The sequence below is a fragment of the Microbacterium sp. B35-30 genome (genome assembly GCF_010634855.1).
Classification (GTDB): domain Bacteria; phylum Actinomycetota; class Actinomycetes; order Actinomycetales; family Microbacteriaceae; genus Microbacterium.
Genome location: NZ_MWLQ01000008.1, coordinates 21,617 through 47,645, shown reverse-complemented (window position 1 = coordinate 47,645; position 26,029 = coordinate 21,617). Strand labels below are relative to the sequence as shown.

The following is a 26,029-nucleotide window of genomic DNA, read 5'->3' as shown; positions in this document are numbered from 1 at the left end:
TCGGCTCGTGCGCCCGGTCGCTAGCCTGACGTCACCGGGGCGACGGGAGCGGGCGATGAGCGGGCGTGATCAGGGCTTTCAGGACGACGACGGGACTCGACCCGGCAGTGGCGAGCCCGAGCAGGTGCCCGTAGGGCCGCCGGACGGCGCGACGGCGGCGGGCGACGCCACGAGGACCGGCACCGTCGCTGCGGCGAGCGGAACTGACGCAGCGGGAACCACCGCACCGGACGACGGGGCCGACCACGACGCGAGGTTCTTCGGACAGCCCTGGGCGCTCGCGCACATCTTCGGCGTCGAGATGTGGGAGCGGTTCAGCTTCTACGGCATGCAGGGCATCCTGCTCATCTACATGTACTACTCCGTCGCGGACGGCGGGCTCGGCATCCCGGAGGCGACCGCCACCGGCATCGTCGGCGCGTACGGCGGCACGGTCTACCTGTCGACGATCCTCGGCGCGTGGGTCGCCGACCGCCTGCTCGGCTCGGAGCGGGTGCTGTTCTTCAGCGCCTGGGTGATCATGGCCGGTCACATCGCGCTCGCCCTGCTCCCGAGCGTGTGGGGGCTCGGCGTCGGCCTCATCCTCGTCGCCGTCGGATCGGGCGGCCTGAAGGCGAACGCGACCGCGGTCGTCGGCACGCTCTACTCCCCGAAGGATCCGCGACGCGACGCGGGATTCTCGCTGTTCTACCTCGGCATCAACCTGGGTGCGTTCCTCGGGCCGATCGTCACCGGGTTCCTGCAGAGCAACGTCGGGTTCCACTGGGGCTTCGGCGCCGCCGCGGTCGGCATGGCGATCGGCCTCATCCAATACTCGTTCGGGCGCAAGCAGCTTCCCGCGTCGTCGCGTGTGGTGGCGAACCCCCTGCCCGCCAACCGCCGCGGCGTGATGATCGGCATCGGCGTCGCCGGACTGCTGCTCATCGTGGTGCTCGTGCTGACGGGCGTGATCCGTGCCGACAACCTCGCCGGCATCGTGATCCTCGTCACGCTCGCCGCGGCGATCGCCTACTTCTCCGTCATCATCTCCTCGCGCGCCATCACCGCCGACGATCGCTCGCGTGTCATCGGCTTCATCCCGCTGTTCGTCGTGAACGTCGGATTCTGGTCGCTGTACCAGCAGCAGTTCACGGTGCTGACGATCTACTCCGACAAGCAGCTCGATCGGACGATCCTCGGCTGGGAGATGCCGGTGTCGTGGGTGAACTCGATCAACCCGATCTTCGTGATCATCCTGTCGGGCGTCTTCGCCGCCGTCTGGACCAAACTCGGCGACAGGGCACCCTCAGCGCCGGTGAAGTTCTCCCTCGGCGCGATGATCATGGGCGTCGCCTTCCTGCTGTTCCTGCCGTGGGCGAACGGTGCGCCGAACTCCACGCCGCTCCTCGCGATCGTCCTGATCCTCCTGGTGTTCACGATCGCCGAGCTGTTCATCTCGCCCCCGGGGCTGTCGGTGACCACGAAGCTCGCGCCTCAGCGGTTCCACACCCAGATGGTCGCGCTGTACTTCCTCTCGATCGCCCTTGGCACCGCGATCGCCGGCTGGCTCGCGCAGTTCTACGACCCCACGAACGAGGTGCCGTACTTCACGATCCTCGGCGGCATCGCGATCGTGCTCGGCCTCGCGCTCCTCGCCGCCGCCAAGCCGGTGCTGAAGATGATGCGCGGCGTGCGCTGAGGCTCGGCGCCGCCGCGGAGTGACGCTGTCCAGGAGTTGCCGAACACGACCCGCTGCACCGCGCCGACGCACGCGATGTGCCGGGCCGCGGCGAGCGAGATCGGCTCGTCATCGTCGGGCCGGTGTGCGCGGCCGCGGCCGGTGGACAGGTCTTCCTCGCGCACTGACACCACCAGAGTGAGGGCGGCGGCGAGGTTCGTCATGCACCCATTCTGATGGGGGCCTCCGACATTTGAACCCCAGATCAAAGCTCTTTTCTCGCCTGTGGATAGCGCCGTCTGCACAGAGCGCACGACCGCCCTGTGGAGGAGGTGCGCGAGCTATCGGGCGATATCCGCCGGCGGTGTCACGATCCGCCGAGCTCGATCGCGTGGGTGCTGCGCCCCGGCGGGAGCGCGACGTCGACACCACCCGCGACGAGACGGGCCGTGACGCCGAACGGCACGTCGACGGTGACGGTCCCCACGCCCCCTCCGCGTGCCGTCCCCGCGGACCCCCCAAGCGCCGACCCCGCTGGCGAGTAGAGCGGAGCCTCCGGCCGCGTGCGCCCAGCAGCAGCGCCCGCCGTGCTCGTCCACTCCACAGCCAATCGGCCGAAGGGCGTGCCGACATGGGCGCGCACCTCGTCCACGCCCGCATCGAAATCGGGCTCGATCACCGCGGTGCGGTAGCCGGGCGAGGTGGAGCGGATGCCGGCGACCCGGCGGTACAGCCAGTCGTCGACGCTGCCCGGCGCGTAGTGGTTGAACGACATGGGCCGGATCTCGCCGTCCGGTGAGATCGCATCCCACGTCTCCCAGATCGTCGTCGCTCCGCGGTCGATCTCATAGAGCCACGACGGCATCTCGGACTGCCACAGCAGCGTGCGTGCGACGTCGGAGTAGCCGTTGTCGCACAGCACGTCGAGCAGGTACGGCGTGGAGAGGAATCCGGTGTCGAGCCGGTTCCCTCGCTTGCGGATGAGCTCCACGAGCCGCGCCGCCGTGCGGGCACGCAGCCCGGGCGGGACCATGTCGAAGGCGAGCGCGAGGACGTACACCCCCTGCAGGTGCACGGGGAGGACGCCGTCGGCGTCGATGTACTCGGCGGCGAAGGCCGCGCGCACCTCGGCAGCACGCGCGGCGAAGGCTGCGGCTTCCGCATCCCGTCCGAGAACCGCTGCAGCGCGCGCGGCGATCGTCAGCGTCCGCGCCTGGAACATCGGCGCGAGATACTCGCTGGTGAGCGCCGGGGCGATCCCGATCGCCTCGTGCACCGGGCGGCCCTCCATCGTGCTCGGAGTCAGCCAGTCTCCGAAGTGCAGGCCGGTGTTGTAGAGCGATGACTGCGCGCGCCTGCGCTCGTCCGCGAGTTCGGTGCCGGCGAGCGCCTCGGGCAGCTCCGCCGCGGCGGTCGCGCGCTGGTACTCGATCCAGCGGAGCATCGCTTCGTAGTTCTCCTCGAGCACGCGACGGTCTCCGGTGCGCTCGTACAGGGTCCACGGCACGATCGCGATGGCGTCGCTCCAGCCGGCCGCCGCGACGATCGAGCCGATGCCCTGCGCCGCGGCCGCCGCCTCGGCGTCGAACGGCGAGCGCGGCGAGAAGATCGGGATCCGCCCGTCGGGCAGCTGGTCGGCGCGCACGTTGTCGAGCCAGCGCGAGAGGAACGGAACGACCTGCGCGTTGTCGGTCGCGGTGCCGACGAACGCCTGGATGTCGCCCGTCCACCCGGCCCGCTCCCGCTGCGGGCAGTCGGTGGGCACCGAGAGGAAGTTGCCGCGCTGACTCCACACCACGTTCTCGTGCAGGCGGTTCAGGCGCGGATCGGATGACGCGAACGAGCCGGTCTGCTCCAGGTCGCTGGCCAGCACCACGGCGACCACGTCATCAGCGACGAGCGCGGCCGTCAGCCCGCTGATCCTCGCGTACCGGAAGCCGTGGAACGTGAACTCAGGCTCCCACTCCTCGGCGCGTTCTCGACCCCCTTCGCTGGCGCCGCCCGCGGCGACATAGACATCGGTCTGCTCCTTGTTGATGCCGACGATGTTCTCGAACCACGAGCCGTCGGCGGCGAGCGTCTCGGTGTGCTCGAGCACGATCTCCTGCCCCGGCGCCGCGTCGCGCAGCCGCAGCCGCAGGCGTCCGACGAGCACCTGGCCGAAGTCCACGATCGTGCCGTCCGCTGTCTCGACGAGGGCGACGGGAGCGACCTCGAGCACGCGGCGAACGGGCTCGCCGCGGAAGGGCACGAGAAGCCGGTGGTCGGCGCCGGCCTCGGCCACCGGCATCCATTCGCCGTCGTCGAATCCCGGACTGCGCCATCCCAGCGGCTCGGCACGGCGGTCGAAACGCTCGCCGACGAACAGGTCGGCGTACGCCCAGGGCCCCGTCGTGCTGCGCACGTCGGAGCACGATGCCACGACCTGCGTGGTGCCGTCGGCGTAGTCGATGTGCAGCTGCCAGATCGCCGACGTGCGGGTGCCGAACTGCGCGCTCGATCCGGTGAGACCGATGCGGCCGGCCCACCAGCCGTCGGCCAGCGCGACTCCGAGCACGTTCTCGCCCTCGGTCAGCGCCGCCGTCACATCGGACGACGAGAACGAGATGCGCTGCGCGTAGCTGTCGAAGCCCGGCGCGAGCACAGCGTCGTCGGCGCGGTGGCCGTTGACGAACGCCGAGTACACACCGCGAGCGGTGGCGAACAGCCGGGCGCGCACCGCGCCCGGGCCGACCTGGAACCCGTGGCGCAGCAGTTGCGGCGGCCGAAGTCGCTCCTCGGGCGGCGCCTCGGGGCCGAGCCCTCGGACCCAGTCCACGATGCTCCACCGTTCGACGACGGCCTCCTGCTGCGCGGGTTCGACCCATTCCGCCGACCAGTCCGCGGGATCGAGGAGGGACATCTCGAACGTCGACGCCGCCCACTCCGACCAATCGCCCTCGGACGACCTGCTGCGCACGCGCCATCGGCAGGCGCTGTTCGAGGCGAGCCGCTCCCCCGCGTAGGCGACGAGTCCGGCGTTCGAGCCGTCCACCGGACCGCTCGCCCAGACGACCCGTCCGCCGGTGGACACCTCCAGCTCGAAGGCGTCCTGGACGAGGTCGACCAGCCACGAGAACCGGGGCTCGCGGGTGCCGACGCCGATCGGCGCGTGCAGGTACTCGACGCGCAGGTCGTACGGGGTCATGGATCCTCGCAAATCTCGGACGCTTCAACGGGCTCATCGGCCAGGCGGTCGGGAGGTCGCGGCCAGGCGCCTGGGCGGTCAGTCGGCCAGCGGTCAGTCGGCGACGGTGAAGCGTGTGGTGAGCGTGCCGATGCCCTCGATCTCGCTCACCAGCACGTCGTCGGGCGTGAGGAACCGCGGCGGTGTGCGACGGTTGCCGATGCCGGCCGGCGTGCCCGAGAAGACGATGTCGCCGGGCAGCAGCGGGCAGACGGCCGAGAGCCGCACGAGCAGCTCGGGCACGTCGTAGAGCATCATCGACGTCCGAGAGGACTGCATGGTCTCGTCCGACAGGCGGCACGAGATGGCGAGGTCGTCGCGATCGGCGAACTCGTCGGGGGTCACCAGCCACGGCCCGGTGGGACCGAAGCCCGGGAACGACTTGCCGAGGCTGAACTGCGGCGCGGAACCCTGCAGCTGGGTGATGCGCTCCGACAGATCCTGGCCGATGGTCAGCCCGGCGACGTGATCCCAGGCGCTCTCGCGGTCGACCTTGTGCGCCTCGCGCCCGATCACGACGACGAGCTCGACCTCCCAGTCCACGTTGCCTTCAGGCAGCTCGACCACGGCCTGCTGCCCCACGATCGACGACGGGAACTTGGTGAAGGTGACGGGCATCGAGTCTGGCGGGTAGCCCGCCTCCGCGGCGTGCTCGGCATAGTTCAGGCCGATGGCGAACACCTGCCGCGGACGCGGCACCGGCGCGCCGAGGTCGGTGACGTCGAACGCGACGGATGCCGCGGGCGCAGCATCCGGAACCGTCTCAGCCCACTCCGCGAACGCCGGCCAGTCGTCGAACAGCGCCTGGGGGTCTGGGCCGAAGCGTCCGTCCGACGCGGTCTCGACGTCGACCGCGCCGCCGTCGATGACGAGGGCGGCGCGGCCGGCGAGGTTGGCGAGCCTCACCAGTCGACCCGCTGCGGAGCGGGCTCGCCGTAGCGGTCCTCCCAGCTGATCACCCGGTTGCGGAGCGTGCCGATGCCGGTGATCTCGGCCTCGATCTCGTCGCCGGGCTTGAGGTAGAAGTCGAACGGATTCGGCTGCACGGCGGCGACGCCCGAGATGGTGCCGGTCGTGATGAGGTCGCCGGCGGTGTAGGTCTGCGGCGAGTGGTACGCCACCAGGTGCGGGAACTTGATGCGGGTCTGGTTCGTGTTGCCCTGCTGGCGCACCTCGCCGTTGACCCGCAGCTGCATCGGCAGCTCGTGCATGTCGGGCACCTCGTCGCGCGTGACGATCCACGGGCCGATCGGGCAGAACGTGTCGATGGCCTTCGAGAACGAAAAGACGCCGGACTCCATCTCCTTGCGCTGGATGTCGCGCGCGGAGATGTCGTTGAACACCGTGAAGCCCGCGATGTAGTCATCGGCCTCGTCGGGGCCGAAGAACTTGCCGGACTTGCCGATCACGATCGCCAGCTCGAGCTCGTAGTCCATCTCCTTGGTCAGGTGATCGGGGTACACGATGTCGTCACCCGGGCCGATGATCGCGTCGACGTTCTGGAAGAACACGATGCCCTTGTGTACGGGGTGCGACCAGTCCACGGCGGTCAGCTCGTTGTGGTGGTCGGCGAAGTTGCCGGCGGTGTGGAAGAACTTCTTGGGGCGGATCGGCGCCTCGAGCCGGACGTCGGCGTACGCGAGGCGTTCACCGGTCTCGGTGACCTTGCCGCCGCGCTCGAAGTACTCGCGGGTCGAGGGCACGTCGAGCTCGATGACCACGCCCTCCTCGAGTTCCAGACGGCCCACGCGGCCGCCGTCGAAGGTGATGAGCTTCATTGGTTTCTCCTTGGTTCAGTGCGTTTCGTCTCGCTTCGCTCGCTCAACGACCGAAGGAGAGGGGGTGGGCCCGCGCTCAGGCGCCGACCATGTTGAATCCGCCGTCGGCGAGCATGTAGCCGCCGGTCAGATGGGCTGCCTCGTCGGTCGCGAGCCACAGGCAGGCGCCGGTGACGAACTCGGGCGGCGGGATGACGCCCATCGGCGTCTGCGAGAGCAGCACCTCGCGGCGGCCGTTCTTCCAGTCCTCGCGGTTCAGCAGCCGCTCGGTCTCCATGAATCCCGGCGCGAAGGTGTTGACGCGCACCGCGGGGGCGAACGCCTTCGCATACGACTTCGTGATGCCGAGGATGGCGTACTTCGCGGCCGCGTACTGCGGTGCGCGGGCGGAGCCCCGCACGATCACGGTCGAGCCGACCTGGACGATATTGCCGTGCCCCTGGTCCAGCATCCGCTCGCCGAACTCATGGGTCATGAGGAGCGTCCCCTTGACGTCGATGTCGATGACCGCGTCGAGGGCCTCCTGCGTGAGCTCGTCCCAGTTCATCTGCTCGCTCGAGACGTCGCCGACGTTGTTCACGAGCACGTCGAGAGTCCCGAAAGCCGCCCACACCTCGTCGGCCATGCGCTTGATCTGGTCCCACGAGCCGATGTCGGCCTGGACCAGGATGCCGTCGCTGCCCGCCTCGCGGATACGCTGCAGCGTCGCCTCGGCGCCCGCCTTCGACGAGCGGTAGTGCACGGCGACCTTCGCACCCTCCTGCGCGGCGCGAACGGCGATCTCTGCGCCGAAGCCGGTGCCGGCGCCGGTGACGAGCACGGTCTTCCCAGCGAAGCGCGGATAGATCTGCGGGTCGGTCATGGTGTCTCCTTCGTTCCGTCCCTCGACGAGCTCGGGGACCGGCAGTTGTCAGACGAGCGTGCGCCCGCCGTCGATGTACATGACATGGCCGGTGACGAATCCGGCATGACGTGAGGACAGGAAGAGCGCAGGGCCGGTGAGTTCGTCCGGGGTGCCGAGCCGGCCGGCGGGGACGAGGCTCTCCAGCTCCTCCCGCTTGCCCGGCTTGGACAGGTGACCCGCGGTCAGCGGCGTCTCGATGTAGCCGGGGGCGAGCGCGTTGACGGTGACCCCTGCGGACGCCCACTCGCGCGCCATGACGCGCAGCAGCTGATTGATGCCTCCCTTGGAGGCGGCGTACGGACCGTGCGAGTGGTGCGCGAGGAGCCCCGAGACACTCGACAGCGCGAGCACGCGACCGTGGCCCTGGCCGACCATGTGCCGCCCCGCGGCCTGGGCCAGGCCGAACAGCGACGACAGGTTCACGCGGAGGATGTGGTCCCACTCGTCCTCCGTGAACTCGAGGATCGGGCGGCGGTCGTTGACCCCGACGGCGTGCAGCAGCACATCGAGCCCGCCCAGCCGTTCGACGGCTTCGGCGACCACGCGCTTCCCCGCCCCGTGCTCGGTGAGATCCGCCTGGATCAGCTCGAAGGGCGAGCCGGTCGCCGCGAGCTCCGCGCCGATCGCGTCCAGAGCGCGCTGATCGCGGTCGACGACGGCGACGGATGCCCCGGCACCCGCATACGCGAGCGCGCAGGCGCCGCCGATGCCGCCGGCGCCGGCGACGAGCACGCGCGACCCGCCGAGCCCGAGCCAGTCCCCGTTCATGCGTTCGCCTCGGCGGCGCGCTCGTTCAGGAAGCGCGAGATGCGGTCCGCGGTGCGTGCGGCGGTGACGTCGCCGACCACGTTCAGGTATCCGTGGATCGCGCCGCGCTCCTTGACGTACTCGACGTCGACGCCGCTGCCGGCGAGGTCCCCGACGTAGGCCTCGGCCGACGGCCGCAGTTCGTCGCCCTCGCTGGCCACGACGAGCGCCGGCGCCGCTCCGCGCACACGGTGACCACCGGGGAATGCGTAGAGCTCGTCCGGCGACGCGCCGCCGAGGTAGTTCGCGTTGATCGCCCGCGTCGCCTCCGGCGGGAACCGCAGTGCGGGCGGCTGCTGCGCGAGGATCGCGGCGAGCTCGTCGTCCGGCTCGGGCAGCACCGCGTGCAGCACCGGGTACACGAGCACCTGCGCCAGCAGACCGGCCGCGCCCCGGTCGCGCAGCCGCAGCGCGGCGCCCGCCGCGAGATTGCCTCCGGCGCTCGCACCGCCGATCGCCACGGCATCCGTGCGCCCGCCGAACTCCGCCGCATGAGCGCGCGCCCAATCGAACGCCGCGACGGCCTGGAGCGACGCGACCGGATACGGCGCCCGTGCCCGGTCACCGCCGTACGACGCGATGAGCTCTTCCGGGGACGGCATCCCTTCGACCGGCTCGGGTACGGGCAGCGCCGGGATCGCGTCGGTCGGCGCGAGCGTGTAGTCGAGCGAGACGACGGTCGTGCCGCGGCGCGCGAGCTGCCGCGCCGTCTCATCGGCCTCGGGCATGTCGAAGTCGCCGAACATGAAGGCGCCGCCGTGGAGCCAGACGAGCACGGTGCCATCGGGCTGCGGTGCGGGATACACCCGCAGGCGGAAGTCGTGCTCCGCCGCGCTGAGTTCGACGTCCGTGATGGGAAGGGTGTCGGCCATGACACTTCTCTCAGGTGAGTTCATTGGATGAAAGTCAGTTTCGTCTACCGAATGTATGCTGATCGGAGCGGTCCGTCAAATGAAGGAGCACGATGACCGAGCGCCTGCCTCCGTTCCCACCCGGCGCCCTTGCCGGCGCACAACGCGAGCTGTACGACGCCATCACCGGCGGGCCGCGAGCCCAGGGGCCGCAGCACTTCGCGCTGACGCGCGCCGACGGCTCGCTGCGCGGTCCCTTCAACGCCTTCCTCTTGGTGCCCGAGCTCGGCGGCGCCCTGCAGGACGTCGGCGCGACGATCCGGTACCGCGGTGCGCTCAGCTCCCGCGCCCGGGAGATGGCGATCCTGCTCGTCGCCGCGCGGTGGGACAGCGACTTCGAGCGAGAGGCACATGAGGCCGTCGGGACCGCGGCGGGGCTCACGTCCTCCGAACTCGCCGCTCTGCGCGCCGGCGACACCTCGTCGTTCGCCGGCGACGAGGCCGCCGTGGCAGCTGCCACCCAGCAGCTGCTCGACGGAGACCTCGACGACGACGCCTGGCACGCGGCATCCGTCACCCTCGGCCCCGAGGTCGTGTTCGAGCTGACGGTGCTCGTCGGCTACTACGCCACGCTCGCGTTGCAGCTCCGCGTCTTCCGCGTGCGCCCGTGACATTGCAGCAGCCCTGACCAGCAGATACGGTTTCACACGATGAAAGCACCGGACGAGGCGCCCGCTACCGGGGACGGCGACAAGGCCCACAGTCGCTATCGCATCGAGGCCCTCGCGAAAGGCCTCGACGTCTTGCGTCTGTTCGACGAGTCGGTGACCTCGCTCAAGCTGCGCGAGATCTGCGATCGCACGGGCATCCCCATGCCGACCGCCTTCCGCGTCGTCGCGACGCTCGAAGAGGGCGGCTATCTCGAGCGCCTGCCCGACGGCAGCATCCGTCCCGGCGTCGCCGTGCTCCTGCTCGGATCGGCGGCGCTGCGCGGATCGAGCCTCGTCCAGCTCAGCGAGCAGCCGCTGCGTCACCTCGCCGAGGAGTCCGGCGAGACCGTGAACCTCGGCGTCCTCGTCGGCGACCAGGTGCTGTACCTCGCGCGACTGCGCAACTCCGATCTCGTCACCGCGAACATCCAGGTGGGCTCGACGCTGCCCGCCGCGTACACGTCGATGGGCAAGCTGCTGCTCGCCTACCTCAGCGACGCGGAGCTCGCCGCGACGCTGGCGCGCCACGATTTCGGAACGGATGCCGGCCCCAACGCCGCGACCTCGCTCGACCAGCTGCGCGAACGCCTCGCCGTGATCCGCGAGCAGGGCTACGCACTGCAGGACGAGGAGGTCGCCGCGGGCCTGCGGTCGGTGTCGGTGCCGGTGTTCGGCCGCGACGCGAAGCCCGCCGCGGCCATCAACATCGCCGTCGCCTCGTCGCGCCACGACCTCGCGTCGCTGCGCGGCCCGTTGCTGACCCGCCTGCGCGCGACCGCCGACGAGATCTCGCGGCTGCTGCGCGCGACCTGAGCGCATCGCCCTCACCCCGGCTGCGTGCGCGCGGTGACGCGCGCGACGAATTCGATGGCGCGGTCGAACACCGGCCCGGTGTCGTCGAGCCCCTGCCAGAAGTGCCGGCCGCCGTCGACCGGGTGGAACTCGACGTCGGCGCCGGCGGCGCGCAGCGCGCGGGCGAACGACGCGCTCTGCGCGAACGGCACGTGCTCGTCGTCGGTGCCGTGCGAGATGTGGAACGGCGGCGAGCCGGCATGCACCTGGGCGATCGGGCTCGCCTGGAGCGCGGCATCCGGGATCTCCGGCGCCGGACCGCCCAGCCAGCGGGCCTCGCGCGTCTCGGCCGGCGGCTCGCCGGTGTCGTGCTGCGCCAGGGCGATCAGGTCCGCGGGACCGAACCAGTCCACGACCCCGCCCACGTCGTCGCGGCCGAGCCCGGTGAGGGCGGCCAGCGTCGCGCCCGCCGACACTCCCCACAGTACGAGGCGAGAGGCGTCGACGCCGTGGTCCGCGCCGTGCGCGTGAATCCAGGCCAGTGCCGCCGCCACATCGTCCAGCTGCGCCGGGAACAGCGCCTCGCCGCTCAGCCGGTACTCGCACGAGGCGACCGCGAAGCCCGCCGCCACGATCCGGTCGAACGACTCCTCGACGCCGATCCCCGGCGTGAAGACCTTGCGGCTGCCGCGGAGCCACCCGCCGCCGTGCAGGAACACGACGACGGGGGCGTCCGCGGCCGGCGGAGTCCGCAGATCGAGCGACAGCGGTCGGAATCCGGACGGCTGTGCGAAGTCGATCTCGAGGATCGTGGACATGGCGCGGTCAGTCGCGGAACTGGAACTCGGGCATGAAGATCGTCGCGTACTTCTCCCCCGCCGCGCGCATCACCGAGAAGTCGGGCACGAAGATGCCCTGCGGCTCGGCCGCCTCGGTCTTCTGCCCGATGGCGTGGAAGAACCGCTCGAAGCCCGCGGTGCCCGCACCGAACACGGTCGTGGTGTTCTCGATCTTGAAGGCGTGGACGATCCCTGCCGGAACGTAGGCGAAGTCGCCGGTCGTCAGCGTGGTCTTGGAGTGGTAGCCGTCCTGGTCATCCATCCACACCGAGATCTCGCCGTCCACGACGTAGAAGAACTCGTGCGTCTTGAGGTGGACGTGCGCGGGGATGCGGTCGCCCTGACGCGCCTTCATGGTCCAGGCCCCGAACTGGTCGTCGGTCTCGTCGCCCGAGAGCAGGATCTCGAACAGCTGGTCGAAGACGAGGGACTTCTCGCCCTGGCCCTCGCCGAGGACGAACGGACGGGGCCCCGCGGGCAGGACACCGGTGAAGGCGACCTTGTCGGGGTCGTCGACGGGGAAAAGAGTCATGCTTACCTCCTCGTAAAGCAGTGCGTGCCGTTAGGCAGCCGGAACTGTCGGGCCATTCCGATCGGGTGTTCCGGACCTCTCCAGTCTCAGCAGGATGCCGGGAGGAAGGAAGTTCGACATCCCTACCCGGCGTTAGCCGCAGGCTAAGATCCGAGCATGGATGTGCCTATCCACGTGATCCGGTACTTCTGCGTGCTCGCCGAGGAGCTGCACTTCGGCCGGGCCGCGGAACGCCTCAGCATCACGCCGCCGTCGCTCAGCCAGCAGATCAGTCGCCTCGAGCAGCAGCTCGGCGTGAAGCTGTTCGACCGGAGCCCGCGCAAGGTCGAGCTGACGCCCTACGGCCGGGACCTGCTGCCCCTCGCCCGGCGGGTGCAGGACGACCACGACCAGCTGCTCGGATGGGCTCGTTCGGTGAAGCGGGACCGGGACGCCCCGGTGCTTCGGGTGGGCGTCGTCGCGGCCGGTGCGGGCACGCTCACGACCGCTGCCATCGCCGCGACCATGCAGGCGATCCCGCAGGCGAGGATCGAGATGCGGCGCCTGGGGTTCTTCGATGTCGCCGAGGATCTCGAGGCCGGACGGGTGGATGTGGTCTTCGCCCCGTGGCCGATGCACCTGCCCCCGCGTGTGCGCGCCGAGCCGCTCTGGCGCGAGGCGCGCGTCCTCGTGGTCCGCTCGGATCACCCGCTGGCGCACCGCGAGTCGCTCTCGATCCTGGAGACGGGCGACGAGGTGTTCGTCTCCGTCGCGAAGGGCGTGCCCGAGGTCGTGGACTGGTGGCTCGTGGATCCTCGCCCCGACGGCACCCGCCCCCGGCGTGGACCGACCGCCGACAGCGTCGAGGGTCTGCTCGAACTTGTCGCGGCGGGCGCCGGAGTCAACATCGCGGGCGAATCGGCGAGCCGGCACTACCGGCGTGAGGAGCTGGCGTTCATCCCGATCCACGACATCCAACCCGCCACGATCGTGCTCTGCAGCCTCACCGACAGCCTCAACCCCATGGTCAACGCGTTCCGCGAGACCGCGCAGGCGCTCTCACCCCTCGTCGACGCGACGTTCCACTGACCAGCAGCCGGGCCAGTGCCCTGCGGTCAGGCCACTGGCCGCGCTCAGGCGGTGGGCGCCGGGGCGGAGGCCTTGAGTTCCCGCCACGCCTCCCGACGGCGCGCCTGTTCGTCCGGATCGGGAACCGGCGACGCCGCCATCAGCACGCGCGTGTAGTGCTCGCGCGGGTTGCGCATCACCTCCAGCGTCGGTCCCTCCTCCACCACACGGCCGCGGTTGAGGACGACCACGCGCTGGGCGAGGAACTCGACGACGGCCATGTCGTGCGCGATGAAGAGATAGCCGAGGTCCTTGCCGGCCCGGAGGTCGGCGAGGAGGTTCAGCACCTGGGCCTGCGTCGACAGATCCAGAGCGCTCACGGCTTCGTCGCACACCACGAGCCGCGGATCGGTGACGAGCGCGCGGGCGATCGCGATCCGCTGGCGCTGCCCGCCCGAGAACTGGCGCGGGTAGCGGGCTTCCGACCCCGGCGCGAGGCCGACGGCGTCGAGCACCTCCTGCACGCGCCGGTCGCGTTCCGCCCGCGGCACACCCGCCACACGCAACGGCTCGGTGATCGCGTCGCCGATCGGGCGCCGCGGGTTGAGCGAAGAGAACGGATCCTGGAACACGGCCCGCAGGTCGCCCTGCAGGGCACGCCGCTGCGAGGCGCCCAGGCGGGTGATGTCGCGACCGTCGAACAGGATCCGGCCGCTCGTGACCGGCTGGAGGCCCAGGATGGCGCGCCCGATGGTGGTCTTGCCGGAGCCGGACTCGCCGACGAGGCCGAGGGTCTCACCGCGCGCGATCGTGAACGACACATCGTCCACGGCGGCCGGGCCCTTCCTGCCGTAGCGGACGACGAGGTTGCGCACCTCGAGAAGCGGGGTGCCGACGGCATCCCCTCGATCCTGCACAGTGCTCACAGGTCTCCCCCTCCGACGGCGACGGGCTGTCGCCATTCCTCCTGGCGGCCCAGGACCGCGTCCCGGCGGACGCAGCGCACGCCGCCCACGCCCTCGGCACGCGGCAGCAGCGGGATCGCCGTCAGGCACTCGTCGCGGGCGAAGCGGCAGCGCTGGGCGAACCGGCATCCGGTCGTCCACGATCCGGGCAGCGGGACCTGGCCCGGGATCGACGCCAGCCTCGTCGTGCCCTCGAACTCGACGATCGCATGCGGGTCCGCAGCCAGGAGCGCCATCGTGTACGGGTGCTCCGGTCGCACGAGCACGTCACGGACGGTGCCCGTCTCGACGATCTGACCGGCGTACATGACCGAGACGTCGTCGCAGAGGTCGGCGACGACGCCGAGATCGTGCGTGACCAGGATGATCGACATGCCCCGTGCCGCGACGAGACCGCGCAGCAAGGCGAGGATCTCGGCCTGGATGGTGACGTCCAGCGCCGTCGTGGGCTCGTCGGCCACGAGCAGCCGCGGCGAGCCGGCCAGGGCGAGGGCGATCGCGACGCGCTGCGCCATGCCCCCCGAGATCTGATGCGGATAGCTCTTGAGCACCCGTGGGACGTCGACGATTCCGACGTCTTCGAGGAGGCCTGCGGCGATCCGTTTCGCCTCGCGCGACGCTACTCCCCGCAGTCGCTTGACTGCGGCGCCGAGCTGCCACCCGACCGTGAACATGGGATCGAGAGCGCGACCGGGCTCCTGCGAGATGAAGGCGATGTCGTGACCGCGCACCTTGGCGAGGGTGCGCTCGTCGGCCTGGGCGAGGTCGGCCGCACCCCACTGGATGCGGCCGGAGCGCACGGCGAGGCCGGGCGAGAGCAGGCCGAGGATCGCGTACGACGTCACGCTCTTGCCGCAGCCGGATTCGCCGACGAGGCCCATGACGCGGCCGGGCTGCACGCGCAGGGAGACCCCCGTCACGAGCGCCGGCCCGCCCTCGACGCCCAGCACGAGGTCCTCGATGATGAGCTCACCGTCGGCGGCGGCGCGGGCAGGCGTGCGGTCGGTCAGATCCGGCGCGCTGGTGCCCATGTTGTCGGCCGGCAGCGCGGCGACGACCTCAGGCAGGTCGGCGGAGGTCTCCACGGGGAACAGCGCCGTCGCCTCGGCGGGGACGGAGGCCCCGGCACCCGCGGGCGACAGCGCGACGAGGTACTCGTCATCCGACGCGGTCTTCTTCTTGCGCCGGCGCAGCGCGACGAGCGGGGGCGGCGTGGCCGCGCCGCCCGAGAGCACATCGGCGAGCGAGTTCGCCGCGATGATCGTCAGAGCAAGCACCGCGCCGGTGGGCACCATCATCCAGGGCTGCTGGAAGATGAACCGGGCGGCCGTCTGGATCATGCCGCCCCAGGTGGGCTCGGGCGGCTGCGGGCCGAGGCCGATGAACGCGAGGCCGGCCTGCATCATGATGCCGACGCCGAAGAAGAGCACGAACTGCACGATCACCGTCGTGGACATGTTCGGGAGCACGTGGCGGAAGCTCGCCGCGGTCGGCCGCACGCCGTCGACCGCGGCGGCCTCGACGAACAGCTGCTTCTGCAGCGCCTTAGCCTGACCGAAGAAGATCCGGTAGAGGGCACCGAAGAGGAGCACGCCGAGGAGCGTCATGACGAGCGGCATGTTGGTGCCGACCGCCGCGATGAACGCGAGGATGATCACCGTCCCCGGCAGCGACATCACGATCTCGCTGACGCGGTTCATCGTCGCCTCGGCCCGCGGGCTGCGCACAGCCCACAGGGTGACCGGAACGGTGATGAGCACCGCGACGATCGGCGGGATGCATCCGATCGCGAGCGTCGATGCGGCCGCCGTCACGATGCGCGACAGCAGATCGCGACCGAGCTCGTCTGTGCCGAGGAGGTGCGCGGCGGACGGGCCCTGCAGCACGGCGGAGAGGTCCTGCTCGAGCGGCCCGTACCGCAGCCACAGCGGCGAGGTCAGCGATGCGACGACCAGCCCGATGAGCCAGGCGAGGGCGAGGACGGCGGTCGGCGACCGGAACAGCCGGTAGCCCTTCCGCCGCTCGGTACGGCGGATGGTGAGGATGGAGGTGGTCGAGACCGTCATGATGTGCGCAGTTTCGGGTCGAGGGTGCGGTTGAGGGTCTCGAGCACCACGTTGACGATGACGACGACGAGAGTCGCCACGAGCACGAGGGCCTGGACGAACGGCAGATCAGCCGAGCCGACGGCCGACTGCATCGCCTGCCCGATGCCGGGCAGCGCGAACAGGAGCTCGATCATGACCGAGCCGCCGAACAGGACGATGAACTGGACCGCGATCGTCGCGAGGATCGGCAGGCTCGCGCTGCGCAGGGCGTGCACGTAGATGATGCGCCCGCTCGGCGTGCCGACGGCGCGGAGGGTGCGGATGTGCTCCTGCGCGAGCGCCTCCGCCATCGAGGCGCGGGTCTGCCGGGCGATGAACCCGGCCGAGGTGATCGCGATCGTGAGCACGGGGAGCACGAGGGACTTGAACCACTTCTCGGGGCTGACCTCGAACGGGACGAAGCCCGTGGCCGGCAGCAGTCGCAGCTGCACGGCGAAGACGTACACCAGCAGGATGCCGACCCAGAAGGCGGGCAGCGACAGCATGACGCCGGTGAGCACCGTGATGAACCGGTCGACGGCGCCGCGGCGGACGGCGGCGATCACCCCGAGCACGATGCCGAGCACGGCGCTCAGGATCGTTCCCCCGGCGGCGAGCGCCGCCGTGACCGGCAGCCGCTTCGCGATGTCGGGGCCGATCGGGCGCCCGTCGATCAGAGACGTGCCGAGGTTCCCCTGCAGCACCTGCCCGACCCAGGCGACGTACTGCTGGATCCAGGGCTCGTACCAGCCGATGGACTCGTTGTAGGCGACCACCTGCTCGGGCGTCGCGGACTGGCCGAGCGCCACGCCCCCGGGCGTCGAGCCCGAGAGATGGACGAGCACGAACGCGATCCACGACGCGATCAGCAGCGTGAGCAGGGCCCAGGCGACGCGCTTCAGGACGAAGATGAGCATCGGAACTCCTCCTGACGGCGGTGCCGGCGGGATGAGCCCGCCGGCACCGCCATCGGATCAGGATGCGGGCTGGATCGTGGCCAGGATCGGGAAGGCCTCGGCGCCCGGGAAGGTGGGCTCTGCCACCTTCGCGGTGTTGTAGGCCCACGGTGCGAGCTGCTCGAACAGCGGGATGAGCCATCCCGAGTCGACGATCGCGCGGTTGAGGTCCTTCAGCGCCGCGGCCTGGGCCTCTTCGTCGCCCGTCGCCGCACCGTAGGCACCGGCGGCCGCCTGGATCTCTGGGTTCTCCGCACCGTGGAAGTTCGCGAAGCCGAACAGCACGCCGAACACGTTGCCGAGCGGGTTGGTCCAGGTCAGCGGCAGCGGGCCGCCGAGCGGCTCGGTCTGCACGACCGCGAAGATCTCCTCGGTCGAGGCCGCGTTCTTCAGCGTCATGTTCACGCCGATCGCCTCCCAGTACGGCTGCAGGGCCTCGAGATCGCGCTGGCTCGCGGACGAGATCGTGAAGGTGAAGTCGAACCCGTCGGGGTAGCCGGCCTCGGCGAGGAGGTCCTTGGCGGCGTCGGGGTCGTAGGCGTACTCCTCATCGAGCTCAGGCAGGTACCCGGGGTCGTCGGCAGGCAGGGCGTTCGCCGTCGGCAGCTCGCCGGGGTGCACGGCGTTGACGTACGCCTCACGATCGATGGCCATCGAGAGCGCCTGGTAGACGCGCGGGTCCGCCCACTGCGGGCCGAGGGCCCCGGTCTTGTCGAACGCGACGATGTTCTGGACGGTGCCGCCGTTCGCGACGAGCCCGACGCCGGCCGACTCGACCTGCGCCTGCGTGTCCGACGTGATGAACGCGAGATCCACCTCGCCCGAGATCGCCGCGTTGACGCGCGCCTGGGGGTCGAGGATCGGACGGAACTCATAGGAGTCGAACGGGTAGTCCGCTGCCGCGTCGTGGTCGTCCTTCTTCACGAGCAGGTACGAGTTGCCCTTGACGGTCGCATCCTCGTCGACGGTGAGCGGGCCGGAGCCGTCCGGCGTCGTGTCGAGGCTGGAACGGTCCGCGGCCCCCGTGGGGCCGACGATGGCGCCCGCGGGCAGCACGAGGTTCGCCTCGAATCCGGGCTGGGCTGCGGCGAAGGTGAGCGTGACGGTGTCGTCGTCGACGACCGTGACGTCCGAGATCTCGCTCTCACCGCCGGCGGCGAACCCGCTGTAGGCCGAGAGATCGGGATTGCCGCGGGCGTCGAGGTTCTCCTTGACAAGGTCGGCGCTGAGCGCGGTGCCGTCGTCGAACGTGGCGGTGGTGTCGAGGTCGAGCGTCAGCTGCGTCTGGTCCTCGTTGTACTCGAACGACGTGACGAGGTCGGGCACGACCTGACCTTCCTCGTCGAGGAGGAACAGCGAGTCGTAGATGCCCTCGTAGAAGAACCGCTGTCCGCTGCCGTAGCGCACGGGGTCGTAGCCGAGCGCGGCCTGGTCGGAGTCGAGGGCGATGGTGAGCTTCGACGTGTCGGCCGTATCTCCGCCGTCGCTGGATTCGGCAGCTCCGCTGCACGCGGTGAGGGTGAGGACGGTGGCGGCGACGGCCGCAATGACGGCGGCGCCGCGGATGGTGTGAAGGGACATCCTGATCTCCTGTGATCGGTGTGCTGCTGCGGACTTCGGTGTCGCGGATCGCCGTCGGGTGGCGCGATCCTTCGACCAAGGCTGACCCCGGACGACCCGTTTGGCCATTCGGATTCGCCTGCTCACCGTTAGTGAGCGCCTAATGTTGGCGATCTCCTGCGGATCCGCACAGTGAAACATACTTTTATTCAGTGAACAATTGTGGCAGGCTGAGGATGCCGAGAAAGGACTCGCCCATGACATCGCCCGTCTTCCCCTCCGACTTCCTGTGGGGCGTCGCCACCGCCGGACACCAGAACGAGGGCGACAACGTCCACAGCGACACCTGGTTCCTCGAGAACGTGACGCCCACCGTCTTCCAGGACCGCTCAGGCAAAGCGACGAACGGCTGGGAGCTGTGGGAGTCCGACCTCGACCTCGTCGCCGGACTCGGGCTGAACGCGTACCGCTTCTCCGTGGAGTGGGCGCGCATCGAACCTCAGGGGGGCGAGTTCTCGGACGAGGCGCTCGCGCACTACGAGGCTGTGATCGACGGATGCCTCGCCCGCGGCCTGGCGCCGATCGTGACGTTCAATCACTTCACGTCCCCGCACTGGTTCGCGGCGCGCGGTGCGTGGCTCGACCCCGAGGCGCCGGAGCTGTTCGCCCGGTACTGCGGTGTCGTCATGGACCGCTTCGGCGATCGGATCGCCCTCGGCGTCACCTTCAACGAGCCGGACCTGCCCGAGATGCTGACGTGGGCGCACCTGCCCGAGTTCGTCGCCGAACTGGAGCGCCAGACGCTCGAGGCTGCCGGGCGGGAAGCCGGCGTCGAGACCTACCGCGCAGGCAACGTCATGCTGCGCGAGGACTTCGCCGGCATGCGCGCCGGCATGACCGCCGGCCACCGCGCAGGCAAGGCGGCGATCAAGGCGCGTCGCCCCGACCTGCGCGTCGGCCTCTCGCTCGCGCTGGTCGATGACGTCGCCGGCCCCGGCGGCGAGGCGACGCGCGATCGCAAGCGCGCCGAGGTCTACGAGCACTGGCTGGAGCTCGCCCGCGACGACGACTTCGTCGGCGTCCAGAACTACGAGCGCATCGCGTACGGCCCCGACGGCCAACTCCCGCCGGAACCCGGCGCGAGCGTCAACGGCATGGGCACCGCGGTCGAACCCGATTCGCTGCGCGGTGCCGTCGAGTACGCCTACTCGGTCGCGCGCGTTCCGATCCTCGTCAGCGAGCACGGCGTAGGCACGCCGGACGACAGCATCCGTGCCGCGTTCATCGAGCCGTCGCTCGCCGGGCTGGCGCAGGCGATCGCCGACGGGGTGCCGGTGATCGGCTACTGCCACTGGACGCTCATGGACAACTTCGAGTGGATCTTCGGCTACGGCCCGCAGCTCGGGCTGCACAGCGTCGACCGGGAGACCTTCGAGCGCACCGCCAAGCCCAGCGCAGAGGTGTACCGCCGGCTCGTGGATCGGTTCCGCTCCGCAGGCTGAGAGTCCGTCGCGCCGGGGCGGCGCGACGGAACGGGGCCCGCGTGCGGAGCGGGCTGCGAAGGCATCAATGGCATCGATGCCCCGGATAACCGCATCGCTCTTCGCTGATCTCCCCGCACGGCCTTCAATGAAGGTGAGTCAAAGGAGATTCAATGACGAAGCCCAACCTCGAGGTCGCCCCGACGCCGACCCGACGCGCCGGAGCCTGGCAGGCCGCCCTCCTGCTGGCCGGCAGCTGCATGCCCGTGATGGGGTCGGTCCTCATCACTCCCGTCCTGCCCCAGCTCTCGGCGCACTTCGCAGAAGCGCCGGGTGCAGACGTACTGGTGCCGATGATCGTCGCCATCCCGGCGCTGATGATCGCGCTGTTCGCACCGTTCGCGGGGCAGATCATCGACCGCACCGGCCGCAAGACGCTGCTGGTCGTGGCGATGTTCGCCTACGCCGTGGCCGGCACCGTGCCGGCGTGGCTCGACAACCTGACCGGCATCCTGATCAGCCGCGCTTTCGTGGGGCTCTTCGAGGCGGCCATCATGACCGTCTGCACGACGCTCATCGTGGACTACTTCCACGAGGAGAACCGCCGCAACCGGTACCTCAGCCTGCAGACCGTCGCCACGACCCTCGGTGCGACGGTGTTCATCGCCCTCGGCGGCGCAGTGGGTTCAGCCGGCTGGCACGCGCCGTTCTGGATCTACGCCATCGCGATCCCGATCGCCGTGGCCATGGTGTTCTCGCTGTGGGAGCCTGGTCGCGGCGACTCGACCGACCTCCACGTGCCGACCGGCGAGAAGGCGCGCGTGCCGTGGCGCATCCTCGGCCTGCCGCTCGTGGTCACACTCTTCGGCGGCTTCACGTTCTACGTCATGATCATCGAGGTCAGCTACCTCGTCGTGGGCACGGGCGTCGCCGCCGATGACACGGCCACGATCGGCCTGGTCGCGGCGATCGCCTCGCTCGCCACCGCCGCCGGCGCCTTCACGTTCCCCCGCATCGCGAAGGCAGGCACGCGGCTCCAGCTGCCGCTGGCGTTCGGGCTCCAGGCCGCCGGCATGATCATCGTGTGGCTCTTCGGCGGCTTCGCCGGGGTGCTGATCGGCGCGATCGTCGCGGGCTACGGCTCCGGCATCCTGCTGCCCTCGCTCGTCACGTGGGTCGTCTCGCGGACCCGGTTCGAGGAGCGCGGCCGCGCGACCGGCTGGTGGACCGCCGCGTTCTTCTTCGGGCAGTTCGTCACGCCGCTCGTGATGGGCGCGCTCACCGCCGGCACCGGAGCGCCGCTGCCCGTCGCCGTGGGCATCGTCGGCATCGCCGCGGCCATCGTCGCGGTGATCCTCGCGTTCATCCTCCGCCGGCAGCAGCCGGCCCCGGTCGCAGGCGCCTGATCGACACGAGAGGGCCGGATCGTCCGTGGATGATCCGGCCCTTTCGTTCGTGCTCGCGGGAGTTCGCCGTCGGCAGCGGAAACCGCACCGACGGCGAAGGTCTCAGGCGGGGTCGATCTCCCGGCGCCGCAGACGCGCACGCGGGCGTGCGGGCGGCACTTCCGGCGCCGGCACCGCGAGGCCGACCGTGCCGATGAGCTCCCCGATGCCCTCCACGACCATGCGCACCTCGTCGCCCTGCTGCAGCGGCGGCGGCACGAGCCTGCCGTTGCGGCCCCACAGCTCGCCGAGGCATCCGCCGTTGCCAACCGTCCCGCTGCCCAGCACGTCGCCCGGCACCACGCGAGAATTGCGCGACGCGTAGGCGACGAACTCGGGGAACGGCCAGCCGGCGTTGGACACCAGGTCTTCGCCGATGAGCTCGCCGTTGACGTAGACCTCGGCGCGGATCGCAAGGAAGCCGTCGGCGTCGAGGAAGGGCTCGAGCTCGTCGGCCGTGACGATCCACGGGCCGAGCGAGGTCCCGAAGTCCTTGCCCTTCGCGGGCCCGAGGCGCACCTTCATCTCGCGGCCCTGCAGGTCGCGGGCCGACCAGTCGTTCATGATCGTGTACCCGAAGACGACGGATGCCGCGTCCTCGACGGTCAGGTTGGTCCAGCCGGTCGCCGAGCCATCGGTCGCCGCGTCCGACCCGCCGGTCGCTGAGCTTGTCGAAGCGCCCGCTGCACCGCCGATGACCACCGCGACCTCCAGCTCGAAGTCGAGCCGCTGGGTCACCGGTGGATGCAGCACGTCGCCGGGACCGAGGATCGTGTGCGGGTTCGTGAAGTAGAACGTGGGGGCCTCGTACCACTCGTCGGCGACGTGGCTCTTGCCTTCCACCCCCGCGCTCACCCCCTCGACGTGCTCCTCGAAGGCGACGAAGTCGCGGACGGATGCCGGCACCAGCGGCGCGAGCAGCCGCACCTCGGCGAGCGAGGCGCCGAGGTCGCCCTGGACGTGCGCGAACGCCGCGTGCGCGGCATCCAGTCCCCCGGCGAGGATCCCGGCGACGGTCAGACCGTCCGGGAAGCCGACGACGCGATCGTCCACGACGAACCCCTCGTCGACGGCACCGTCGTGACTCCAGCGGGCGATTCTCATTCGGGCGCTTCCTCTCGTGCGATGAGCGGATCAGGCATGGCACTCCAGCGGCTGGGCGCCGTTGTACTCGTACATGTCCTGCCAGGCGGCGGGGATGTCGGGCTGCCCGCCCTCCGCTTCGGCGATCGCGCGATGGAGGTTTCCCACGATCCGCTCCTTCTCCGCGAGTCCGGCGAACCGGCCCAGATCGAGCGTGCGCGCCGCCTCGAGCGGCGAGAGCCCGCGAACGCGCGCATCGGCCGCGGCGTCGATCAGGAACCGGAGGTAATCCGCGACGGGAGCGAACAGCTCCGGCCCGCCGACCGGCCCGTGGCCGGGCACGACGATCTCGGGCTGGAGCGACGCCATCTGCTCGAGGGCGCGCAGCCAGCCCACGGGCGATCCCGACAGCGCGAACGGGGTGCCGCCGTGGAAGACCAGGTCGCCGGTGAAGAGCACCCGCTCGGCGGGAAGCCAGACGTACGAATCCCCCGTGGTGTGCGCGGGCGTGCCCGGATGCCGCACCTCGATCCGTCGCCCTTCGGGCGCGATCGTCAGCGCGTCGTCGAACACGAGCGTCGGGATCCGCGGCGCGACATCCCCCTGCACGAACGGCGTGAAGATGTGCGGTGCCAGCCGGTGGGGCGCACGCAGATCGTCGGCGACCCGGCGGTGCGCGACGATCTCGGCATCCGGCAGCAGCGAAGCGCCGTTGCAGTGATCCGGATGGGAGTGGGTGAGCACCACCCGCCGGATCGGCGAGGACGCGACCTGTGCGGCCGCATCGAGGTACGCGCGCGTCCTCGCGGCCGTGGAGGCGACGTCGATGCTCGTCGCACCGCTCGGATCGTCGACCAGCCCGGTGTTGTTGATCATCCACCCGCCGTCGGGCTGGACGTACGCCCAGACTCCTTCCGCGAGCCGCTGCAGCTGCGGGGCATCGGTCATGCGTCGGTCTCCTTCGAGAAGCGCGGCAGCGTCAGGAGGATGACGGTGGCGACCACCATCATGCTCGCGGCCGTGATGAGGGGGATGTCGTAGCTGCCCGTGGCATCGAACGCGAAGCCGGCGGTGACCGGGCCGAAGGCGCTGCCGATCATGAACACGCTGTAGACGATGCTGTAAAGGGTGCCGAAGGCGCGCGGGCCGAAGTAGCGCGAGCTGAGGTACCCCATGAGGTCGATCTCGGCGCCGAATCCGATGCCGATGAGGAGCGCGGTCAGCGGGGCGAAGCTCGGGCCGGCCCACAGCAGGAGGAGGCACCCCAGCGCGGCAGCGAGGAAGAGGGGGACGGCGACATAGGTGGCGTAGAACCGGTCGAAGAGCCAGCCGATCAGCGGCCGGGCGATGACGGTCCCCACTCCGACCAGCGACGACAGGAACGCGGCCCGCACCGGATCGACTCCGGAGTCGATCAGCAGCGGAACGAAGTGGGGCACCATCGTCAACAGCGCCCAGCCGAGCAGGAAGAAGACGACGCACAGGCTCCAGAACGCCCGGTTGCGCAGGGCGGTCGCGACCGTGAGTCCCGGCAGTGTGGAGCGGTCCACCGCCGCGACGGTTGCCGGTGCGCTGAGGCGGGCGAAGAACACGAGGACGAACGGCAGCGCACCGAGCAGCGCCATCGTGAGGTACGCCGCGCGCCAGCCGTTGTCGGCGATCACGATGCCCATGAGCGGTGGCAGGAACAGACCGGCCGCGCCGAGCCCGCCGGCGACGATGCCCAGGGCGATGCCGCGGCGACGGTCGAACTTCTCGACGACGGCCTTGGAGTACGTCACGGCCGAGGTTCCGGCGCCCAGGATGCCGGCGAGCGCGTAGAACGCGAGGAAGGTCGCCAGGCTCGTGGTGAACAGGCCGATCATGACGAGCATGAGCACGAAGAGCGGGATCGAGATGATCGCGACGCGCTTGACGCCGAACCGGTCGAGGAATCGGCCGACGAAGGGGAGCGCTGCCGCCAGCCCGAGCGAGCTCATCAGGGACGCGAGGTTGATCTCGCCCCGCCCCCAGCCGAACTCCGCCTGCAGCGGCACGACCATCGTGCCCAGGATGTAGCCCAGCGAGCTGAGGCCCACCGCCGCGCCGAACGTGCTGAACACGAGCGTCGGCCATCCGCGGCGGAACTCGCCGGATGCCTTGGCCTGGGATGGGCTGGGTGACGTGATGGTCTCGGCCATGAGGGTACTGCTTCCTTCAACGGTGAAGTCGGATGCCGCGCGTCCGCGTGCGACGTTCCATGGTTTCAACGGCGTAGTATTCATGCAATCTGCAATCGGGCATGCGTGGTATCCACACCATGGATAGGAAGGCGACGTTGGCGACGTTCGATCTGAACCTGCTGCGTCCGCTCCTGGCGCTGCTCGAAGAGCGGAACGTCACGCGCGCCGCCGAGCGGCTGCATCTGAGCCAGCCCGCCACATCGGCCGCGCTGGCCCGGCTGCGCCGGCACTATGACGACGATCTGCTGGTGCGCGCCGGTCGCACGATGCAGCTCACGCCGTTCGCGCGGGATCTGCTTCCGGCCGTGAGTCGCGCCGTGCGCGAACTGGAGCCGGTGATCGACCGGAAGGAGTCCTTCGATCCCACCCAGACAGAGCGGCGCTTCGTCATCGGTGCGACGGACTACATGACGGCGATCCTTGCGGGGCCCCTGCTGCGGACGTTCTCGGAGATGGCCCCGCGCGCGTCCGTCGATTTCGTTCCGCAGCCGGAGCGCGACGGAACGCTCAGTCCCTACAGTCGGCTGGACGTCATCGTCGGGCCGGTCGGGTTCAACATCCCGGGAGACAGCCAAGCGCTGTTCACCGATGACTTCGTGCTCATCGCCGATCCCGGGAACGCCGCGCTGTCCTCTCCGGAGCCCAGCATCGCCCGCCTGTCGGAGCTGCCGCACGCCATCGCGTACCTGAACGACCCCGACCACGACAACATGCAGGACGTCCTCCGCAAAGCCGGCATCGATCACGTCGTCGGCGCGCGGCTGTTCGGTCTCGCCTCGCTTCCGCTGCTCGTGTCGGGCACCGAGATGGTGGCGCTCGTGCCTCGGATGCTGGCCGCGAAAGCGTCGCGCACCCTCCACCTGGCGATCTTCGAGCTGCCCGAGGGAATCACGATTCCGATGAGGGAGTGCGTCTACTGGCACCCCCGCGACGAGGATGACGCAGCCATCGTCTGGCTGCGCGAGGCGCTGATGCGCACCGTCCCCACGCTGTCGCGCGAGCCCAGCGGACCGCTGCCGAAGCGCCTCCGCATGACACCCTGACGATCGGATCAGGCGCCGCCGTCCCCTGCGCGGGAACCGCCCGT

The 26,029-nt window shown here is 70.3% G+C and carries 22 protein-coding genes; 7 read left to right on the top strand and 15 right to left on the bottom strand.

The genetic code is table 11. The features are described 5' to 3' along the window. Window positions 1–55: 55 nt before the first annotated feature. Entirely contained in the window at window positions 56–1,678 is a 1,623-nt protein-coding gene (locus B2K11_RS03655; protein ID WP_163616923.1) for a peptide MFS transporter, read from the top strand. A gap of 346 nt (window positions 1,679–2,024) precedes the next feature. On the opposite strand, the gene B2K11_RS03650 is transcribed toward B2K11_RS03655, so the two are convergent. From B2K11_RS03650 to B2K11_RS03625, 6 genes are all read right to left on the bottom strand, one after another. Further along, window positions 2,025–4,844, bottom strand: a complete 2,820-nt coding sequence (locus tag B2K11_RS03650; RefSeq protein WP_163616922.1) for a family 78 glycoside hydrolase catalytic domain — start codon at window positions 4,842–4,844, stop codon at window positions 2,025–2,027. Between the two features lie 93 nt (window positions 4,845–4,937). Then, complete coding sequence (locus B2K11_RS03645) at window positions 4,938–5,789, bottom strand: fumarylacetoacetate hydrolase family protein (protein WP_163616921.1); 852 nt, start codon at window positions 5,787–5,789, stop codon at window positions 4,938–4,940. Next, window positions 5,786–6,661, bottom strand: coding sequence for a fumarylacetoacetate hydrolase family protein (locus B2K11_RS03640; protein ID WP_163616920.1), 876 nt, complete (start codon window positions 6,659–6,661; stop codon window positions 5,786–5,788). The genes B2K11_RS03645 and B2K11_RS03640 overlap by 4 nt, the downstream gene beginning before the upstream one ends. Before the next feature lie 76 nt (window positions 6,662–6,737). Next, window positions 6,738–7,523: an SDR family NAD(P)-dependent oxidoreductase gene (locus B2K11_RS03635; protein ID WP_163616919.1), complete on the bottom strand. Its 786-nt coding sequence runs from the start codon at window positions 7,521–7,523 to the stop codon at window positions 6,738–6,740. Between the two features lie 48 nt (window positions 7,524–7,571). Beyond that, the gene (locus B2K11_RS03630; protein ID WP_163616918.1) at window positions 7,572–8,333 is read right to left on the bottom strand and encodes an SDR family oxidoreductase; all 762 of its coding nucleotides are present in this window, start codon (window positions 8,331–8,333) and stop codon (window positions 7,572–7,574) included. Beyond that, window positions 8,330–9,244 carry an alpha/beta hydrolase fold domain-containing protein gene (locus tag B2K11_RS03625; protein ID WP_163616917.1) on the bottom strand — a complete coding sequence of 305 codons (915 nt, stop codon included), beginning with the start codon at window positions 9,242–9,244 and terminating at the stop codon, window positions 8,330–8,332. Before B2K11_RS03625 ends, B2K11_RS03630 begins: the two co-directional genes overlap by 4 nt. Before the next feature lie 92 nt (window positions 9,245–9,336). On the opposite strand from B2K11_RS03625, the gene B2K11_RS03620 reads away from it, so the two are divergent. Together B2K11_RS03620 and B2K11_RS03615 are read left to right on the top strand one after the other, a co-directional pair. Then, complete coding sequence (locus B2K11_RS03620; RefSeq protein WP_163616916.1) at window positions 9,337–9,894, top strand: carboxymuconolactone decarboxylase family protein; 558 nt, start codon at window positions 9,337–9,339, stop codon at window positions 9,892–9,894. Between the two features lie 39 nt (window positions 9,895–9,933). Next, a complete protein-coding gene (locus B2K11_RS03615; protein ID WP_163616915.1) occupies window positions 9,934–10,746 on the top strand; it encodes an IclR family transcriptional regulator in 813 nt (270 codons plus the stop codon). An 11-nt stretch (window positions 10,747–10,757) separates the two neighbouring features. Here the strand turns inward: B2K11_RS03615 and B2K11_RS03610 are convergent, their stop codons facing one another. Together B2K11_RS03610 and B2K11_RS03605 are read right to left on the bottom strand one after the other, a co-directional pair. After that, window positions 10,758–11,543 carry an alpha/beta hydrolase gene (locus B2K11_RS03610; RefSeq protein WP_163616914.1) on the bottom strand — a complete coding sequence of 262 codons (786 nt, stop codon included), beginning with the start codon at window positions 11,541–11,543 and terminating at the stop codon, window positions 10,758–10,760. 7 nt (window positions 11,544–11,550) lie between these two features. Further along, window positions 11,551–12,096 carry a quercetin 2,3-dioxygenase gene (locus B2K11_RS03605; protein WP_163616913.1) on the bottom strand — a complete coding sequence of 182 codons (546 nt, stop codon included), beginning with the start codon at window positions 12,094–12,096 and terminating at the stop codon, window positions 11,551–11,553. Between the two features lie 156 nt (window positions 12,097–12,252). Here B2K11_RS03605 and B2K11_RS03600 point away from each other — a divergent pair, with 156 nt between their 5' ends. Then, window positions 12,253–13,164, top strand: a complete 912-nt coding sequence (locus tag B2K11_RS03600; RefSeq protein ID WP_163616912.1) for a LysR family transcriptional regulator — start codon at window positions 12,253–12,255, stop codon at window positions 13,162–13,164. Between the two features lie 44 nt (window positions 13,165–13,208). On the opposite strand, the gene B2K11_RS03595 is transcribed toward B2K11_RS03600, so the two are convergent. Genes B2K11_RS03595 through B2K11_RS03580 form a run of 4 tightly spaced genes read right to left on the bottom strand, consistent with a single transcriptional unit; the run spans window position 13,209 to window position 18,732 of the window. Continuing rightward, window positions 13,209–14,069, bottom strand: a complete 861-nt coding sequence (locus B2K11_RS03595; RefSeq protein WP_239525682.1) for an ATP-binding cassette domain-containing protein — start codon at window positions 14,067–14,069, stop codon at window positions 13,209–13,211. Then, window positions 14,066–16,174, bottom strand: a complete 2,109-nt coding sequence (locus B2K11_RS03590) for a dipeptide/oligopeptide/nickel ABC transporter permease/ATP-binding protein (protein ID WP_163616910.1) — start codon at window positions 16,172–16,174, stop codon at window positions 14,066–14,068. Before B2K11_RS03590 ends, B2K11_RS03595 begins: the two co-directional genes overlap by 4 nt. After that, on the bottom strand, window positions 16,171–17,112 hold the full coding sequence (locus B2K11_RS03585; RefSeq protein ID WP_163616909.1) for an ABC transporter permease: 942 nt from the start codon (window positions 17,110–17,112) through the stop codon (window positions 16,171–16,173). The genes B2K11_RS03590 and B2K11_RS03585 overlap by 4 nt, the downstream gene beginning before the upstream one ends. A 57-nt stretch (window positions 17,113–17,169) precedes the next feature. After that, entirely contained in the window at window positions 17,170–18,732 is a 1,563-nt protein-coding gene (locus tag B2K11_RS03580) for an ABC transporter substrate-binding protein (RefSeq protein WP_163616908.1), read from the bottom strand. A gap of 236 nt (window positions 18,733–18,968) precedes the next feature. On the opposite strand from B2K11_RS03580, the gene B2K11_RS03575 reads away from it, so the two are divergent. Together B2K11_RS03575 and B2K11_RS03570 are read left to right on the top strand one after the other, a co-directional pair. After that, window positions 18,969–20,213, top strand: coding sequence for a family 1 glycosylhydrolase (locus tag B2K11_RS03575; RefSeq protein ID WP_163616907.1), 1,245 nt, complete (start codon window positions 18,969–18,971; stop codon window positions 20,211–20,213). A gap of 152 nt (window positions 20,214–20,365) precedes the next feature. Then, on the top strand, window positions 20,366–21,598 hold the full coding sequence (locus tag B2K11_RS03570; protein ID WP_163616906.1) for an MFS transporter: 1,233 nt from the start codon (window positions 20,366–20,368) through the stop codon (window positions 21,596–21,598). A 102-nt stretch (window positions 21,599–21,700) separates the two neighbouring features. Here the strand turns inward: B2K11_RS03570 and B2K11_RS03565 are convergent, their stop codons facing one another. From B2K11_RS03565 to B2K11_RS03555, 3 genes are read right to left on the bottom strand one after another with little or no spacing between them, the layout of a single operon-like run. Continuing rightward, window positions 21,701–22,741: a fumarylacetoacetate hydrolase family protein gene (locus B2K11_RS03565; RefSeq protein WP_163616905.1), complete on the bottom strand. Its 1,041-nt coding sequence runs from the start codon at window positions 22,739–22,741 to the stop codon at window positions 21,701–21,703. Between the two features lie 30 nt (window positions 22,742–22,771). Then, the gene (locus tag B2K11_RS03560; RefSeq protein WP_163616904.1) at window positions 22,772–23,668 is read right to left on the bottom strand and encodes an MBL fold metallo-hydrolase; all 897 of its coding nucleotides are present in this window, start codon (window positions 23,666–23,668) and stop codon (window positions 22,772–22,774) included. Next, complete coding sequence (locus B2K11_RS03555; protein ID WP_163616903.1) at window positions 23,665–24,900, bottom strand: MFS transporter; 1,236 nt, start codon at window positions 24,898–24,900, stop codon at window positions 23,665–23,667. The genes B2K11_RS03560 and B2K11_RS03555 overlap by 4 nt, the downstream gene beginning before the upstream one ends. Window positions 24,901–25,037: 137 nt before the next feature. Here B2K11_RS03555 and B2K11_RS03550 point away from each other — a divergent pair, with 137 nt between their 5' ends. Beyond that, window positions 25,038–25,985, top strand: coding sequence for a LysR family transcriptional regulator (locus tag B2K11_RS03550; RefSeq protein WP_163616902.1), 948 nt, complete (start codon window positions 25,038–25,040; stop codon window positions 25,983–25,985). Window positions 25,986–26,029 lie beyond the last annotated feature (44 nt).